A 16898-nucleotide genomic window follows, 5' to 3' on the forward strand; every position below is an offset into this window, starting at 1 on the left:
GCCGTCGGCCACACCGACTCCGACTACGCCACCACCCTGGAGGCGATCGAGGCCGGCGCCACCGTCGCCACCCACCTGTTCAACGCCATGCCCGGCATCGCCCACCGCGCCCCCGGCCCGATCGTGGCCCTGCTGGAGGACGAGCGGGTCACCGTCGAACTGATCAACGACGGCGTCCACCTGCACCCCTCCGTCCTCGACCTCGCCTACGGCACCGCCGGCCCCTCCCGCGTCGCCCTGATCACCGACGCCATGGGCGCGGCCGGCATGGGCGACGGCCGCTACCCGCTCGGCCCGCTCCAGGTCGACGTCAAGGACGGGGTCGCGATGCTCCCGGACGGCAGCTCCATCGCGGGATCGACCCTCACTCTGGACCAGGTGTTCCGGAGAGCGCTCACCGTCGGGAGGTTGACGCTCGGCCAGGCCGTCGAGTCACTGTCCGCCACCCCGGCCCGGCTGCTCGGCCTGAGCGACTCGATCGGCTCGCTGGAGGCCGGCAAGCTCGCCGACCTCGTCGTGGTCGACTCCGAGAGCTACGACCTGGTCGCCGTGATGCGCCGCGGCCGCTGGGTCCCCGGCGGCGAGAGGTTCTCCACCGTCGGGCCCGCCTGAACGACGCCGACGGCCGCCCTCCCCCTGCGGGGACGGGCGGCCGCGGCACTGCCGGGTTCAAGGCGCGGCGACCACCGGACGCGGCACCGTCAGCACCCCGAGCAGGTGGGTCACCTCGCGGGCCACCGCCTCCCGACCGGCCCCCAGGTAGACCCGGGTGTCGACCAGGGCGGCATCGGCCGTGAGGCGGCCGCGGACCGCCGCGGTGAACGCCTTGTTGAGATGGGTGGCGATGTTGACCTTCGTCATACCGTGGGCGACCGCCGCCGCCAGGGTCTCGTCCGACGCCCCCGAGGAGCCGTGCAGCACGAGCGGTACCGGCACGGCCGCGCGCAGGGCGGCGATCAGGTCGAGGTCCAGGCTCGCCGTGCGGGTGAGCATGGCGTGCGAGGTGCCGACGGCGACGGCCAGCGCGTCGACCCCGGTGCGGGCGGTGAAATCGGCCGCCTCGGCCGGGTCGGTCCGGGCGCCCGGCGCGTGCACGCCGTCCTTGCCGCCGACCTCGCCGAGCTCCGCCTCCACCCAGACGCCCGAGGCGTGGCACAACCCCACCACCTCGGCCGTGGCCCGCACGTTCTCCGCGTACGGCAGCACCGAGGCGTCGAACATCACCGACCCGAAGCCGAGCCGGACCGCCTCCGCCACCAGGGCCGGCTCGGTGGCGTGGTCCAGGTGGACGGCCACCGGCACGGCCGCCGCCCGGGCCACCGCGAGCGCCGCCGTCCCGACGGGCGCCAGGCCGCCGTGGTAGCGCACCGCGTTCTCGCTGATCTGCAGGACCACCGGCGCGCCCACGGCCTCGGCTCCGGTGACGATGGCCTCGGCGTGTTCGAGCTGGACGACGTTGAACGCGCCGACGCCGTGACCGCCGTGGGCGGCCGGCGTGACGATCTCCCCGGTTCCGACTAGGGGCATGCTTCTCCTTGAGTGTGCGTCGGGTCGAAGTCCTCGACCCGGTCGAGCTCCTCGGTCCGGACGAGGGCGAGCAGGCGCTCGTGGGCCTCCGCGTCGAAGCGACCGGCCTGCGGGGCGAGGACGGTGGCGGCGGACAGGGCCACGGCGCGGCGCAGCCGCTCGGGCCACGGCAGTCCGCCGGCCAGGCCGACGGCGAGGGCCGCGACCACCGAGTCACCGGCCCCAGTCGGGTTGCCGGAGACGGCGCCCGGCGGGCGGGCGCGCCAGCGGCCCTCGGGGGTCAGGGCGAGCAGGCCGTCCGGGCCGAGCGAGGCGACCACGGCCTCGGCGCCGGCTTCGCGCAGCCGTCGCGCGCCCCCGGCCGGGTCCGGGCAGCCGGTCGCGGCGGCCAGCTCGTGGGCGTTGGGCTTCACCACGGCCGGTCGGGCGGGCAGGGCCCGCAGCAGCGCGGGGCCGTCTGCGTCCAGCACGGCCGGGACGCCGTGGGCGCGGGCCCGCTCGACGAGCCGCCGGTAGGCGTCCACCGGCAGCCCCGGCGGCAGGCTCCCGGAGAGCACGACGACCGAGGCGCCGGGCAGCAGGTGCTCGTAGTGGGCGAGGAAGCGCTGCCATTCCGACGGCGAGACGTCGGGCCCGGGTTCCAGGAGCATGGTGGTGTCCCGGTCGTCCGCCACGGCGATCGTCCGGCGGGTCTCCCCCGCCACCTCGACCAGTTCGTCCGGCAGCCCGGCCTCGGCGAGTTCCTCCCGGACGGCCCGGCCGGTCGGTCCGCCGACCAGACCGGTGACGGTCGCGGCGTGTCCGAGGGCGGCGAGCACCCGGGCGACGTTGATGCCCTTGCCGCCCGCCTGCCGGGTGACGCTGCGCACGCGGTTGCTCGCGTGCGGTCGGAGGTCCGCCAAACGGTAGGTGAGGTCGAGGGCGGCGTTGAGCGTGACGGTGAGGATCACCGGCCACCCCCCGCCAGCAGGCCCTGGGCGAGCAGGGCCGCGCCCAGGCTGCCCGCGCGGTGGCCCAGTTCGGCGGCCACCAGCTCCGGCGCCGGGCGGAACGGCAGCCGCTCGGCGAGCGCGGTCCGCAGCGGCGCCAGGTAGGCCTCGCCGGCCAGGACCAGTCCGCCGCCGATGACCAGGCGGTCCGGGTCGAGCAGCACGGTCAGGGCCGCCAGGCCGTCGGCCAGCGCCTCCACCGCCTCGGTCCAGATCCGGCGGGCCACGCGGTCGCCCGAGGCCGCGCGGGAGCGGACGTCCTCGGCGCTCGCGGTGGCGTCCCCGGTGGCCCGGCGGTAGCGGCGGGCGATCGCCGAGGCGGAGGCCAGCGTCTCGACGCAGCCGCGGTTGCCGCACACGCACGGCTCGCCGCCGGGGCGCACCACCAGGTGGCCCAGCTCGCCCGCGAAGCCCCGGCTGCCCGCGAACGCCCGTCCGCCGAGCACCAGCGCGGCGGCGATCCCGGTGCCGACCGGGACGAAGGCGAAGGCGTCGCAGCCGCGCCCCGCCCCCAGCCGGCTCTCCGCCAGCCCGCCGGCCCGGACGTCGTGCCCGAAGGCCACCGGGAGGTCCAGGTGCTCCTCGGCCCGGCTGCGCACCGGCAGGTCGCGCCAGCCGAGGTTGGCGGCGAGGACGGCGGTGCCGCTGGTCTCGTCCACCAGGCCGGGGACGGCGATCCCGGCGGCCCGCGGTGGCGCTCCCCGGCGGACGGCGCGGGCCCTCAGGTCGTCCGCGCACCGCAGCACGGTGTCGAGGACGGCGTCCGGCCCGCGCTCGGCCCGGGTGGGCCACTGCTCGGACTCGACCGGCTCGCCGCCGTCGACCACGACGCCCTTGATGCGGGTGCCGCCGACGTCCAGCGCGATGACACTGCCCGGAGCCCCTCCTGCGGTCGCCCCTCCTGCGGTCGGGGTCACGACCCGTCCAGCACGATCGAGCGGGTCAGGTGGCGCGGCCGGTCGGGGTCGAGGCCCTGGCCGGCGGCCAGCCCGACGGCCAGGCGCTGCGCCCGGATCAGGTCCGCCAGCGGGTCGAGGTCGGACACCGAGACCTGCGCGCCGGTCCGCTCGATCTGCGGCACCAGACCGGCCGGCGGGGCGCCGAGGAACCACACCACGCTGCCGGGGCCGCTGACGCTGATCGGCCCGTGCCGGTACTCCATGGCCGGGTAGGACTCCGTCCAGGAGGAGGACGCCTCGCGGACCTTGAGCGCCGCCTCGTGGGCCACGCCGCAGGTCCAGCCGGCGCCGAGGAAGGTGAACTGCCCGGCGTCGAGCGCCCCTTCGGGCAGCGGGGCGGTCAGCGCCCGGCCCGCCTGCTCGGGCAGGTCCCGCGGTGCGGCACCCAGGTGGGCGCGCAGCAGGACGAGGGCGGTGGTGGCGAACCTGGTCTGCACGACGGACTTCTCGTCGGCGAACTCCAGCGCCACCACGTGCCGGGCGGTCTCGCCGACCGGGGTGGACGGGTCGCCGGTGATCGCGACCGTCGGGGTGTCCCGAGTGCGCGCCAGCGCGTCCAGCACCTCGGTGGTCGTGCCGGAGCGGGTGAGGGCCACCACCCGGTCGTAGCGCCGGGCCGCCGGGAACTCGGAGGCGGCGAACGCGTCGGTCTCCCCCAGCCCGAGGCTCTCGCGCAGCGCCGCGTAGGCCTGGGCGATGTACAGCGAGGTGCCGCAGCCGACGACCGCGACGCGCTCGCCGGGCTCGGGCAGGTGCTTCGGGACCAGGTCGAGGGCGCGCTGCCAGCACCCGGGCTGGCTCGCGATCTCTTCGTCCACGTGGGCCATGACGTCCTCCTGGGGTGTGGCGCACGTCCGTGCGCGGGCTGTCGGGGAGCAGAGGGGCCGGGTCCCGGGGGTGGCAGCCCCCGGGGCCCGGTGTCAGGCCCGTCCCGCCGGACGGGCCCGGGTCAGGCGAGCGACCACCGCTGCAGCGGTGAGCCGGTGTCCGGCTGCTGGGTCACCGGGGCGCCGTCGTCGGTCGAGGCGGTGGTGAGCAGCAGTCCGCTGCTCACCGAGGTGACGGTGTACGAGCCGTCGGCCGTCTGCCGGACCTTCCAGTGCTGGTTGGCGCCGCCGCTGCACGGCCACTGGATGATCCGGGCACCGGCGGTGGTGGAGCCGCCGTTGACGTCGGCGCACATCGACGAGAGGCCGTTGACCAGCTCGTAGGTGCCGTCCGGCTGGCGGCGGAACTGCCAGAGCTGGTTGGTGGCGCCGGACGCCGTCCAGGTGATCAGCCCGTTGCCGGCGGTGGTGCTGCCGTCCGCGTCGTCGAGGGCCTTGCCGCCCGTGGTCAGGGTGTGGTTCCCGCTGAGGTCCGGCTCGACCGTCCAGGTGAAGCCGGCCGAGGCGTTCGCGGTGCCGGAGGAGGCGGTGACGGTGACGGTGGAGGTCCCGGGGACGGTCGGGGTGCCGCTGATCAGGCCGGCGGGGCTGACGGAGAGCCCGGCGGGCAGGCCGGTCGCCCTGAAGGTGAGCGGCTTGCCGGCGCTGTCGGTGGCGTCGAGCTGCACCGAGACGGCCTGGCCCACGGTGCCGGACCGGTCGCCGGGGGTGGTGAGGACGACCGCCTCGGGGGCCGTCCCGGTCGGGGCGAAGGAGAGGGTCTGCTCGGCCGCCGTGCGGCCGGCGCCGACCGTGCTGCCGGTGGTGTCGCTCCAGGAGCGGGCGGGCGTGGTCTCGGCGAGCCGGCCGGAGGTGCCGGACATGCCGACCACCAGGCCGCTGTAACGGTTCACCAGCTGGAACCTGCCCTTGCCGGCCTTGCTGGGCAGGACGAACCACTGCTGCCCGACGGTGGCGTTCCCGCCGACGGCGGCGGTCGCGGTCAGCGCGGCGCCCCAGGCCCGGCCGGCCGTCGAGGCGGAGTCGACGCCCAGCAGTTGCCCGGTGGCGGCGTTGGCGATCCGGTAGGAGCCGTCGCCCTGGGCCAGGAACCGCCAGGACTCGCGGGCGGAGCCGCCGGGCTTGGCCGCGGAGGTGACCGCGGAGCCGCCGGCGGCCTGGGTGAGGACCCGGCCGTTGCCGCTCTGGATCCGGTAGGTCCTCGTCAGGTCGACCGGCGGGGCGGCGGGTGCGGAGGAGCCGATGGTGATGTCGGCGTACTCGCCGTCGGAGCCGGCGCAGGCGATGGAGCAGTACGAGCGGAAGGTCCTGCCGAGGACCGTGCCGCCGGTGCGGCCGGCCGGGTCGAGCATCCAGCGGTACCAGGAGCCGGAGGTGTAGCCGCTGCCGCTGTCGCCGATCAGGCTCCACTGCTGGGTGGCGAGGTCCTTGGTGGCGTAGAACTGCTGCGGGGCGGTGCCGGAGACCACCTCGGGCTCGCCGATGTACAGGCCCAGGTGGGCGTCGTAGGCGATGTTCATGATGAACAGCGGTGACTTGGGCGGGAGTCGGCCGGACTTGACCTGCTGGTCCACGGAGCCCGGAGTGCTCGGGCGGTAGTCGTTCGCGGGCGGGGTGTATCCGGTCGGCGCCGTCGGGGTGACCGGCACCATGTTGCTCTCCAGGCCGCCCCGGCCCGGCTGGGACCAGGTGCCGTCGTACCACTTCTGCCACGAGCCGGGCGCCATCTTCGCCGACATCGGGGCGCGCGCGACGTGGGCCAGGCCGCCGGTGGAGCCGCCGACGCCGGCCTTGGGGACGATCCGGGAGCCGTAGTAGACGTAGAAGTAGCCCGAGGCGGTGTCGACGAACAGGCGGGGGTCGCCGTCGCCGTAGTCGTAGGTCTGGTTGGGGAAGGCCGTGTCGTCGCCCCGGAGGGTGCTGTACGGGGAGGTGATGACGTGGTCCTTGATGGTCCAGGTCCGGCCCTGGTCGGTGGAGACGGCGTAGTCGATCGAGTCGTAGTGCAGGCCGTCGCCGAAGGGCTGGGGGGTGAACTCGTTGTGCACCAGCCCGTACCAGTCCCCGGTGTCCGGGTCGACCCAGACCCCGACCAGGTCGCAGAAGTTGCGCTGGGAGTAGCCGGAGCCCTGCGGCGCGTTGGTGGACTCCAGGCCGGTGGCGCTGTTGTTGCACCGCGCCGTGGTGTCGTTGTTCTTGTCGGTCGGGTCGGCGGGGTTGACGGCGTCGCTGATCGCGGCCGACCTGGTGGCGCTCTCGAAGTCCGCGCCGGTGTAGAAGCTCCACTCCCGGGGGTCCTTCGCGCCGTACAGCGAGTGGGACTGCTGGAAGTAGAACGTGCCGTCCTTGTCGGTGTAGACACTGGCGGGCGTGTCGTCGGGGTAGGCGTACGAGCCGGTCCCGCCGATCGAGACCGTGTACGTGGGGGAGGCCGGTTTGCCGGGGGCCGACGTGTCGGCGGGCGCCGGGGCGGCGGCCAGGGTGCCGGCGCCGAGCGCCGCCAGGGCGGCGGCGGCGAGGGCTCGGGCCCATCGGGTGGGTAGGGGTGACACTGGTACTCCTCTTCCGTGGCGGGGCGCACCGTTGCGCCCCTGCTGTGGGGTGCGGAACGGGAGAGTGGCCGTGGGGAGGCGGGCGGTCAGCCGTCAGCCATCCGGAAGTCGTACTGCGGCGGCACCGGTGTGCCGGGGTGGACGGCGAGCCAGAGGGTGTCCAGGGAGAGCTCGCCCTCGCGCATGGTGTCGACCTGGATGCCCTCGGCCAGCAGCCGCCGGACCCGGTCGTCGTCGCCGCGGGCGTGTGCCGCCTCCGCCTCGGCCAACCTGATCCGCCCGTGTGCCCGGTCGGCCGGGGCGAGCCCCTCGATCAGCGCGAGGGCCTCGGCGGGGCGCTCGGCGCGCCGCAGCGACTCCAGCACCTCGATGGTCAACTCCCGGAGATCCGGGCGGAGTCGGTGCGCCGAGCACAGGAGGTCGGCGGCCGCCGACCGGTCCGGGGTGAGGAAGGCGAGCGAGCGCAGCGCCCAGGGCGAGGCCTGGGCGGCGACGGAGCGTTCGAACGCCTCGCGGGCGGTCTCCCGCTCCCCGGCCGCCAGGCGCAGCAGCCCGAGCTGGTAGAGGGCGTGCCAGTCCGTGGCACTGCCCTCCAGCAGCAGCCGCCAGTGCGCCCCGGTGACCGGCTCGGCCGGCGGGTCGCAGACCGGGAGCGCGCCGGTCTTCAGGAGCTGCCGCCAGGGTTCCTGGGCGGCGGCCGGCTCGCCGAACGGCAGGAGCGGCGAGGCCGGCAGGGCTCCGGCCTCGATCTCCAGCGCGGCCCAGCCGTCGCCCTCGGCCAGTACCTCCTCGGGTGCGCCGAACTCGCCGGCCTGCGCGTCGGCCAGGTGAAGCTCCAGCGGTGGGAGCAGCTGGTCCAGGGCCTCACCGGCGGCTGCCCGGGCATCCTCCCAACTCCCGTGCACGGCCTCGGGATCGGCCTGCAGCAGCCCGTAGGCCTCGGTCCAGGACCAGGTGGCGCCGGCGGGCATCGGCAGGTGCTCCAGCTGGGTGCGGGCCAGGCCCGCCTGGATCTCCAGGTAGGCGGAGTCAGGGCCGGAGAGCCACTCCTGCCAGTGCCTGCCGCCGGTGCCGGTGCCCCAGCAGAACAGCTTGCGGCCGCGCAGCCGGGCGGTGGAGGTCTGGACGAGGCCGGTGCCGGTGCCGTCCAGGGCGGCGATCCAGGGGCGGCAGCCGGTGGGGAGGTCGAGGAAGTAGTCCGCGGCGCGCGCCACCCGGCCGGGGTAGCTGCGGTCGGCGCCGTCGACCTCCGGGAAGGGCACCCGGCGCAGGTCGCTGACGTAGTCGCAGTGGAAGGCGTGGTCGGCCGGGCCGAGGACGCGCACGTCCCGGTCCTCGGGCACGGCGATGTTGGACCACCAGTAGACCGGCGTCTCGGTCGGCGCGGGGTTGTGCACGGCGATGCGGACGTACAGCACCGGGGAGCCGGCGGGCAGCCAGGTGTCCATCCGCAGGACCAGGCGCCGCAGCCGTTCGAAGGCGTGCATCCGCAGGACCGGGGTGCCGTCGGGCGCGCTCACCCGGGCGGCGTGCAGCGGCTCGCAGGTCAGCGGCCAGTGCCCGGTGGCGCCGAGGTTCCACTCCACGCCGCCGGCCAGCCAGGCGTCCCGCAGGGCGAGGTTGGCGGGCTGGAGGATCCGGTTGCGGTGCAGCAGCTCCCGCCCGCTCGGCCGGTGGACCAGGGACCACAGCCGCCCGCCGAGGGAGGGCAGGAAGGTGGCTGTGAGGTGCTCGTTCTCCAGGACGACGCACGGGAGTTCGCGCTCGGCGCGGACGCGGTCGTACCCGCCCTGCCGGGTGTACGGGAGCAGGGTGCCGGGCACTCCGTACGCCAGGTTGCGGCGCATCTCGTCGTCGACCCCGGCGCCGGCGCCGGTCGGCCGGGGAAGGCCGTGCAGGATCGGCAGGGTGCCGCCGACCGGGTCGGGGGTGCCGTCGATGCGGAGCAGGTCGGTGCGCAGGGTCGAGGTCACTTGCCGATCCCAACTGTCATGCCCTGGATGATCCGCGAGCCCATCCAGGAGAAGAGCGCGATCATCGGGGCGAGGATGATGCAGACTCCGGCGAACATCGTGCCGAAGTCCAGGCCGTTGAACTGCTGTGCCGCGACGAACGAGGAGAGCGCCACCGGGAGGGTGGTCCTCCCCTGGCTGTTCGTCAGCACGAGGGCGAACAGGGTCTCGTTCCAGGCGGTGACGAACTGCAGGAGGAAGGCGGTGACCAGCCCGCCCCGGGCGACCGGCAGCACCACCTGGACGAAGGTACGCAGCGGGCCGGCGCCGTCCAGCACGGCGGCCTCCTCCAGCACGCCGGGGATGCCGCTGAAGAAGCCGGTCAGCAGGAAGACGGTGAACGGCATCGCCAGGCCGACGTAGACCAGCCCGAGGCCGAGGTCGCTGTCGGTCAGGTTCACCCGGGACAGGCCGACGAACAGCGGCACCACCAGGACCTGGCCGGGCACGCCGAGGCCCAGGGCGAAGGTCATCGTCAGCGCCGAGGAGGTCCGCGAGCGGCGCCGGGCGAGGGCGTAGGCGCAGGGGGCGGCGAGGGCGACGGCGACCACGGAGGAGAGGCCGGCGGTGAGGACGCTGTTGAGGGCCGCCTGGGCGAAGCCGCCCTCGTCGAGCGCGGTGGCGTAGTTGTCGGTCTTCGGGCTGGTCGGCAGGCCGAAGCCGTGCTGCAGGATGTCGGGGCCGCTGCGCAGCGAGGTCAGCAGGATCCACAGGAGCAGCAGCAGGTCGGCGGCGACGACGATCCAGACGGCTGTCGTACCGATCCTGCTCGCGAGTCCGGCGGCTCGGTTTCTGCGTCGCACGGGTGGTGGCCTTTCCGGTTGCGGGGTGGGGGCCGGGCGGCAGCAGGGTGGGCGCTCGGACGCGCCCGGTCAGTACTCGATCGGCTCGCGGCGCAGCAGGCGGCGCAGCACGACGGTGATCAGGGTGACCATGACCAGGCTGACGATCGCGGCGGCGGTGGCCATGCCCAGCCGGGGGACGGTGCCCTGCGGGAAGGCCTCGGCGTACACGTACACGGCGGTGTTCCAACTGCTCACCGGCGGATAGGCGTTGGTACTGCCGCCGTAGAGCAGGATCAGTTCGAAGATCTTCACCGAGCTGACGGTCCACAGCACCGCGCAGACCGCGATGACGTCCCAGGCGCACGGCAGGGTGATGTGCCGGAAGCGCTGGAAGGGGCCGGCGCCGTCGAGTTCGGCCGCCTCGTAGAGGTAGTCGGGGATCTGGTCGACCGCCGCCATGATGATGGAGGTGTAGTAGCCGGTCGCCGTCCAGACCAGGGTGCCCAGGACCATCGGGAGCAGGTTGTCCGTCGACAGCCACTTGGGCGGCGTGGTCACCCCGAACAGCTTCAGCGCCTGGTTCACCGGGCCGGTGGGCGAGAACAGGAACCCGGCCGCGATGCCGAAGACCATGCCGTTGACCAGCGAGGGGAAGAACAGCACCGACCGGGCGAAGAGCCTGGCCCGTATCTCGCGCAGCACCAGGGTCAGCGCGAAGCTGAGCACGAAGGTGATCGTGCCGCCGATGACCATCAGTTCGAGCGTGTTGAACAGGGAGGTGCGGAACCTCGGGTCGCGGAACAGCAGGGTGTAGTTCTGCAGGCCGCGCCAGTCCATCTCGCCCATGCCGTCCCACTTGTACAGGCTGGTCCACAGGGCGTAGCCGACCGGGGCGACGAACAGCACCGCATACACGATCAGCGCGGGCGCGGTGAACGGCCAGAACACCCGGCGGCGCCGGCGCTCCAGCGGGCCGGCGCCGGGACGTGCGGCGCGCTCGGGCCGGCCCCGGTCGGCGTCCGTCCGGGGCGGGTTGTCGATCGTCGTCGCCACCGTCAGCCCTGCGTCTGCCAGTAGGTGGCCTGGTCGGCCTTGCACTTGGCGACGAACTGGGCGGCCGTGGTCCTGCCGTGCCAGAGGTCCAGGTAGTTCTCGTTCAGGACCTTGGGCAGCCAGCTGCCGCCGACGCCGTCGAAGCTGAGGCGCAGCGTCGGGGCTTCGAGGCTCTTCTGGACGTCGGCCAGTTCGGCCGGGGCCGGGATGTCGGTGCGCGGGGTGATGTTCAGCGCGGTGGTGGAGATCCCGGACAGGTGCTTCTTCTGCAGGAAGAAGGCGATGAACTTCTGCGCGGCGGCGGCGTTCTTGGCGCGCTTGGGGATCGCGAAGCCGAACAGGCCGGCGTCCGGGGCCTTCGCGGTGGGCGGCAGGATCGCGGCCGTCTTCCAGCCGGCCGGGACCTGCTTGGCGATCTCGGAGGTGACGTAGTTGCCGTCCATGTAGAAGGCGGCCTTGCCGGCCGTCCAGTTGGTCTCCTGGGCCGGGAACTTGGTGGCGTCGTAGCCCTCGATCAGGTGCCCGCCCTTGACCAGCTGCTCCACCTTCTGCGCCGCGCCGAGGACCGCCGGGTTGTCCCAGGACGCGCCGGACTTGTCGGCGGAGAGCTCGGCGACGTTCACGCCGGCGCCGTTGAGCAGGTAGTCGAGGAACAGCCCGTTGGTCCACGGGTCCTCGCCCTCGGAGGCGATGCACGCCTTGCCGGCCGCCTTCAGGGCGTCGCACACCTTGAGCAGGCCGGCCCAGTCGGTGGGCGGGGTCGGCATGGCCGCGGTGACGGCCGGGTCGGCCGCGTTGTAGAACATCGCGTTGGTGACGACCTCGTACGGGATCACGTAGTGGTTCGAGCCGGACGGGTCCTTCGGCAGCATGTCGAAGTACTTGGCCGGGACGACCTGGGAGACCGGGACGCTCTCCCCCGGCACCTGCAGCTGCAGCACCGGCGAGAGGTCCAGGGCCTGGCCTGCGGCGGCGGTGGTGCCGTAGACCTTGTCGTCGGACTCGTCCCACAGGTCCGGGGCCCGGTTGGCGGCGATCGCCGGGCCGATCTTCTTGGCGATGTCGCGGCCCGCCCAGGTGATGTCGACCTTGGCGCCGGTAGTCGCGGTGAAGTCGTCGATCGCGGCCTTGATGACCTTGGCCTGCGGCTCGTCCGCGCGCCACATCGACCAGTAGGTGAAGTTGTCGGCGGCCTTCGCGTCGCTCCCCGAGCCGCTGCCGCAGGCGCTCACGCCGAGCACGAGTGCGGCGGCGGTGGCCGCGCCGACGATGCGGGCGGCGGACATCGTTGTTCTCCCCATGGGTGGTTCCTCTCGGAGGCGCGAGATGCCGCGCGGACGTGTCGTCAGCCGGGGCCCGAGGACGGGGAGCGGCTGGATGGCTGGGACGATACGGTCGGGTTGACCGGTAAATCAAGAGTCCTTGCAAAAACCCGTTTCAGGTGGCGACACCTTGGCGCCGTTCACACGCGGAAATCCTCAAGTCACGGATCGGACCAGGGTTTCGATCAACCTTGACGACCCCTCACTGCTGCCCTACGTTTCATCGAAAGCAAGTTGACCGGTAAAACCGAAGGATCCAGTCATGGTGACGATGCAGGACGTGGCCGAGCGCGCCGGGGTCACGAAGCAGACCGTCTCCAACGTCATCAGGGGGCGGGGTGCCGTGAGCCCGGCGACCGCGGCCCGGGTGCGCGCCGCGATCGAGGAGCTGGGGTACACCCCCAACCTGGTCGCGCGCTCCCTGGCCACCGGCGCCACCAGGACGGTCGGCCTGTTCGTCCCCACCGTGACGGGCTCCTTCTACGCCGACATCGTCGAGGAGGTCGAGGACGTCCTCGACGCGAACGGCTACCACCTGCTGCTCTGCACCACCCGGCTCGACGGCGAGCGCGCCAAGCGGCACCTGGCCGGGCTGACCAGCCGCTCCGTGGACGCGCTGCTGATCGCCGGCGACCGGGACCTGATCGACCACCTGCCGCTGCTGGCCGAGGCCTCCTTCCCGGTCGCCCTGTGCGCCTGGGAGACCGACGCCCCCGACCGCTTCCCGGTCGTCACCATCGACTACGAGCGGGCCGGCTACCTGGCCGGGCGCCACCTGCGCGAACTCGGGCACGAGCGTGTCGCGGTGCTCGCCAGCCCCGACCACGCCCCGCGGATCGCGGGCTTCCGCCGCGCCTTCACCGCCGACGGACTGACCGTCCCCGACGACGCCGTCCACCTGGCGCCCGAACCCACCCCCGCGGGCGGCTTCGCGGCGGCGACGACGGCGCTCACCGCTGACCCGGCGATCACCGCGCTCTTCGCCACCCACGACGTCCTGGCCCTGGGCGCGCTGGAGGCCGCCCGGGCCGCGGGCCGCTCCGTCCCCCGGGACCTGTCGATCGTCGGGCACGACGACAACCCGGAGGTCGGCGTGGCCCGGCCGGCGCTCACCAGCGTGGCCATCCCCAAGCGGGAGATGGCCCGGGAGGCCGTCGAGCTGCTGCTGCGCACCCTCACCCGGTCCGGCGGCCCGGCCAACTCGATCCAGTTGCTGCGCCCCGAGCTCGTCGTCCGGGAGAGCACCGGCCCGGCCGGCGGCCGCTGAACCGGCCGGGCCGGAACCACTACTCACGAACTGGGGCACCGACCTTGCCGTCCCTGCCGTCCTCGCCGTCCTCACCGTCCGAAGCACCTTCCGGCCACGACCGCCTCTGGTACCGCCGCCCCGCCGCCTCCTTCCTGGAGGCCCTGCCGCTGGGCAACGGGCGGCTCGGCGCGCTGTTCCTCGGCGGACCTGACGGGCCGGGCGCAGGCGAGACCGTCCACCTCAACGCCGACACCCTGTGGTCCGGCGGCCCCGGCCCGCACGACCGCGCAGGCGCCGCCGAGCACCTCGCGGAGCTGCGCGCCGCCGTCCTGACCGACCGTGACCACGCCCGCGCCGAGGCCCTGGCAGCCCGGATGCAGGGCCCGTTCACCGAGGCCTACCAGCCCCTCGCCACGCTCCGGCTGGAGTTCGGCGACGGGCCGTCGGACGGCTACCTGCGCGCACTGGACCTCGACGAGGCCGTCCACCGGGTCTCCTACCGCGGCGGCGACGCGGAGATCCTGCGCGAGTCCTGGGCCTCGGCCCCGGCCGACGTCCTGGTCACCAGGATCACCTCGTCCGGCCCCGGCCGGATCGACCTCACCGCCCGCTTCGACACCCCGCACCCGGGCGCGCGTACCGGCGGCACCGGCCCCGACCGCCTGCTCCTCACCGGCCGGGCACCCGCGCACGTGGCGTTCGACGAGCCGGACCCCGTCCGCTACCGTCCCGACGAGGGCACGGGCTTCGCGGCCGGCCTCCGGGTGGTGGCCACCGGCGGCCGGATCGAGCGGACGGCGGACGCGGTGACGGTGCGCGGCGCGGACGAGGTCCTCCTGCTGGTCGCCGTCGGGACCGGCTACCGCGGCTACACGGAAGCCCCGGCCGGCCCCCACGAGGGACCGGCCGAGCAGGTCGGACGGCTCCTGGACGCGGCCGCCACCCGGCCGTACGAGGAGCTGCTCGCCGAGCACCTCGCCGACCACCGGCGGCTGTTCCGCGCCACGACGCTGCGCCTCGGCGACGGCGACGCCACCCCGGCCGACCTGCCCACCGACGAGCGGCTCGCCGCCGTGCGGGCCGGTGGCGCGGACCCGGCCCTGACCGCCCTCCATTTCGCCTACGGCCGTTACCTGTTGATCGCTTCCTCGCGCCCGGGGACGCAGCCGGCCACACTCCAGGGGATCTGGAACACCGAGACCGCCCCGCCGTGGAACTCGAACTGGACCACCAACATCAACCTGCAGATGAACTACTGGCACGCCGAGACCACCGGCCTCGCGCCCTGCCACGAACCGCTCCTCGACCTGATCGCCGACCTCGCCCGCACCGGCGCCCGGACCGCCGCCGCCTACTACGGCGCCGGCGGCTGGACCGTCCACCACAACGTGGACCTGTGGCGCGCCGCCAACCCCGTCTCCGGCTCGCCCTCCTGGGCCAACTGGCCGATGGCCGGCGCCTGGCTCTGCGCGCACCTGTGGGAGCACCACCTCTTCACCGAGGACCGCGAGTTCCTGGCCGAGCGCGCCTATCCGCTGATGCGCGGCGCCACCCGTTTCCTGCTGGACTTCCTGACCGAGGACGGCGACGGCCACCTGGTCACCTGCCCCTCCACCTCCCCCGAGCACCACTTCCGGCTGCCCGACGGCACCCTCGCGGCCGTCTCCGCCGCGGCCACCATGGACCACTGGCTGACCGCAGAGCTGTTCGCCAACACCGCCCGCGCCGCCCGGATCCTCGGGGTGGACGCCGACCTCGCCGACGAACTCGACACCGCGCGCGGCCGGCTGCGGCCCCCGAGGACCGCCGCGGACGGCCGGCTGCTCGAATGGTGGGAGGACCTCCCCGAGGAGGACCCCGGCCACCGCCACCTCTCCCACCTCTACGGCCTCTACCCCGGCAGCGCCATCGACCCGCTCACCGACCCGGCGGCCGCCGAGTCGGCACGACTGGCCCTGGCCCGCCGCCTCGACCACGGCGGCGGATCGACCGGCTGGAGCCTGGCCTGGGTGGCCGCCCTCGCCGCCCGGCTCGGCGACGCCGACCTCGCCCACCGCAGCGTGCGCGGCCTACTGACCGACTACTCGTCGCCCAACCTGTTCGGCCTGCACCCGCCGGAGATCTTCCAGATCGACGGCAACTTCGGCGCCACCGCCGCCGTCGCCGAGATGCTGCTGCAGAGCCACAACGGCGTCCTGCGCCTGCTCCCGGCCCTGCCCACCGCGTGGCCGACCGGCCGCGCCCAGGGTCTGCGCGCCCGCGGCGGCCTCACCGTCGACCTGCGCTGGGACGCCGGCGGCCTGACCGGGGCGGCCGTGCACGCCCCCCGCCCGCAACCCCTCGACCTCCTGCTGCCCCCCGGCACACCGGAGCCCACGATCACCGCCCCGGACGGCCGGCCCGCCACCACGACGGCCCTCCCCTCCCCGGCGGGGCTGCGTCTGACGGTCACACCGCCCGAGGGCCGGTGCGGCTCGCCCGCCGTGCCGGGGCCGGCCGGTCACGAACAGTGCCTGGTGCTGGAACTGCGCGCCGAGTAGGAGCACGTACGAGGGGGGACGGCTTCGGCCGTCCCCGCCCCGCGTGTTGCCGTTCCCCATCGGCCGCGGCCGCCGTTCCGAGCAGTTCCGCGCAAAGATCGTCCCTCGCGCGGGCGGCACTAGACTTCCGTCATGCTCAAAGCTGACCGCAACTCCCGGATCCTCGCGCACCTCACCGAGACGGGCAGCGCCGACGTGCACGAGCTGGCCGGGCTCCTGCAGGTGTCGGCGGCCACCGTCCGCCGCGACCTGCAGGATTTGCACGACCAGGGGCTGCTGCACCGCACCCGCGGCGGGGCGGTCACCGGTGCCGTCAACCTCGAACTGCCGCTGCGCCACAAGCACGGCACGCGGCAGGCGGAGAAGCGGCGGATCGCGCTGACGGCCGACCGGCTGGTGCCGGACGGCGCGGTGGTGGGCCTCACCGGCGGCACGACGACGAGCGAGCTGGCCCGGGTGCTCGCCGAGCGCGGCGGAATCACCATCGTCACCAACGCCGTGAACATCGCGGCCGACCTGATCGTCCGGCCGGACGTCCGCCTGGTGGTGGTCGGCGGCATCGCCCGCACCACGAGCTACGAGCTGGTGGGGCCGGCCGCCGACCGGATGCTCGCCCAGTACCACCTCGACCTCGCCTTCATCGGCGTGGACGGCCTGACCGCCCAGGAGGGCTGCACCACGCACGACGAGATGGAGGCGCAGACCGACCGCGCGTTCCTGCGCAGCAGCGCGCGCTCGGTGGTGCTGGCCGACAGCACCAAGATCGGCCGGGTCACCTTCGCCAGGATCTGCCCGCTCGCCGAGGTCCACGACCTGGTCACCGACGACGAGATGACGGACCATCAGGATGAGGCGATCACCGGCTGCGGGGTGCGGGTCCTGCGCGCCTGACTCCCGTGCGCCCGAAGCCGCACCCGCAGCTGCATCCGAAGCCCGGCCGGGGCCGTCCCGGCCGGGCTTTCTGCTGCCCCGACGGTTGACATGGACTCCCTGACGCAGCAAACTCGTTCGAACCTGCTCAAA

General features: G+C 74.2%; 13 protein-coding genes. 4 read left to right on the forward strand and 9 right to left on the reverse strand.

The features are described 5' to 3' along the window. The coding region (locus ACWDBB_RS33535; protein ID WP_449793183.1) for an N-acetylglucosamine-6-phosphate deacetylase at positions 1 to 612 on the forward strand (612 nt) is incomplete at its 5' end. 57 nt (positions 613 to 669) lie between these two features. Here the strand turns inward: ACWDBB_RS33535 and ACWDBB_RS33540 are convergent. From ACWDBB_RS33540 to ACWDBB_RS33580, 9 genes are all read right to left on the reverse strand, one after another. Beyond that, positions 670 to 1527, reverse strand: coding sequence for a class II fructose-bisphosphate aldolase (locus ACWDBB_RS33540; protein ID WP_449793184.1), 858 nt, complete (start codon positions 1525 to 1527; stop codon positions 670 to 672). After that, the gene (locus tag ACWDBB_RS33545; protein ID WP_449793185.1) at positions 1518 to 2477 is read right to left on the reverse strand and encodes a 1-phosphofructokinase family hexose kinase; all 960 of its coding nucleotides are present in this window, start codon (positions 2475 to 2477) and stop codon (positions 1518 to 1520) included. Before ACWDBB_RS33545 ends, ACWDBB_RS33540 begins: the two co-directional genes overlap by 10 nt. Further along, on the reverse strand, positions 2474 to 3433 hold the full coding sequence (locus ACWDBB_RS33550) for an ROK family protein (RefSeq protein ID WP_449793186.1): 960 nt from the start codon (positions 3431 to 3433) through the stop codon (positions 2474 to 2476). The genes ACWDBB_RS33545 and ACWDBB_RS33550 overlap by 4 nt, the downstream gene beginning before the upstream one ends. Further along, the gene (locus ACWDBB_RS33555) at positions 3430 to 4302 is read right to left on the reverse strand and encodes an SIS domain-containing protein (protein WP_449793187.1); all 873 of its coding nucleotides are present in this window, start codon (positions 4300 to 4302) and stop codon (positions 3430 to 3432) included. The genes ACWDBB_RS33550 and ACWDBB_RS33555 overlap by 4 nt, the downstream gene beginning before the upstream one ends. A gap of 122 nt (positions 4303 to 4424) precedes the next feature. Continuing rightward, positions 4425 to 6914, reverse strand: a complete 2490-nt coding sequence (locus ACWDBB_RS33560) for an RICIN domain-containing protein (RefSeq protein ID WP_449793188.1) — start codon at positions 6912 to 6914, stop codon at positions 4425 to 4427. 86 nt (positions 6915 to 7000) lie between these two features. Then, positions 7001 to 8887 carry a DUF5107 domain-containing protein gene (locus ACWDBB_RS33565; protein WP_449793189.1) on the reverse strand — a complete coding sequence of 629 codons (1887 nt, stop codon included), beginning with the start codon at positions 8885 to 8887 and terminating at the stop codon, positions 7001 to 7003. After that, positions 8884 to 9729, reverse strand: coding sequence for a carbohydrate ABC transporter permease (locus tag ACWDBB_RS33570; RefSeq protein ID WP_449793190.1), 846 nt, complete (start codon positions 9727 to 9729; stop codon positions 8884 to 8886). The genes ACWDBB_RS33565 and ACWDBB_RS33570 overlap by 4 nt, the downstream gene beginning before the upstream one ends. Positions 9730 to 9798: 69 nt before the next feature. Beyond that, positions 9799 to 10764 (reverse strand): carbohydrate ABC transporter permease, encoded by a 966-nt coding sequence (locus ACWDBB_RS33575; protein WP_449793191.1) that lies wholly within the window; start codon positions 10762 to 10764, stop codon positions 9799 to 9801. Between the two features lie 2 nt (positions 10765 to 10766). After that, entirely contained in the window at positions 10767 to 12065 is a 1299-nt protein-coding gene (locus tag ACWDBB_RS33580) for an ABC transporter substrate-binding protein (RefSeq protein WP_449793192.1), read from the reverse strand. Positions 12066 to 12348: 283 nt separating this feature from the next. Between ACWDBB_RS33580 and ACWDBB_RS33585 the strand changes: the two genes are divergently transcribed. The 3 genes from ACWDBB_RS33585 to ACWDBB_RS33595 all read left to right on the forward strand — a co-directional run bounded on the left by ACWDBB_RS33585 (position 12349) and on the right by ACWDBB_RS33595 (position 16766). Further along, positions 12349 to 13353 carry a LacI family DNA-binding transcriptional regulator gene (locus ACWDBB_RS33585; RefSeq protein WP_449793193.1) on the forward strand — a complete coding sequence of 335 codons (1005 nt, stop codon included), beginning with the start codon at positions 12349 to 12351 and terminating at the stop codon, positions 13351 to 13353. Between the two features lie 44 nt (positions 13354 to 13397). Then, positions 13398 to 15875 (forward strand): glycoside hydrolase family 95 protein, encoded by a 2478-nt coding sequence (locus ACWDBB_RS33590; RefSeq protein ID WP_449793194.1) that lies wholly within the window; start codon positions 13398 to 13400, stop codon positions 15873 to 15875. A gap of 132 nt (positions 15876 to 16007) precedes the next feature. Further along, on the forward strand, positions 16008 to 16766 hold the full coding sequence (locus ACWDBB_RS33595) for a DeoR/GlpR family DNA-binding transcription regulator (RefSeq protein WP_449793195.1): 759 nt from the start codon (positions 16008 to 16010) through the stop codon (positions 16764 to 16766). Positions 16767 to 16898 lie beyond the last annotated feature (132 nt).

The sequence above is a fragment of the Kitasatospora sp. NPDC001095 genome, assembly GCF_053598615.1.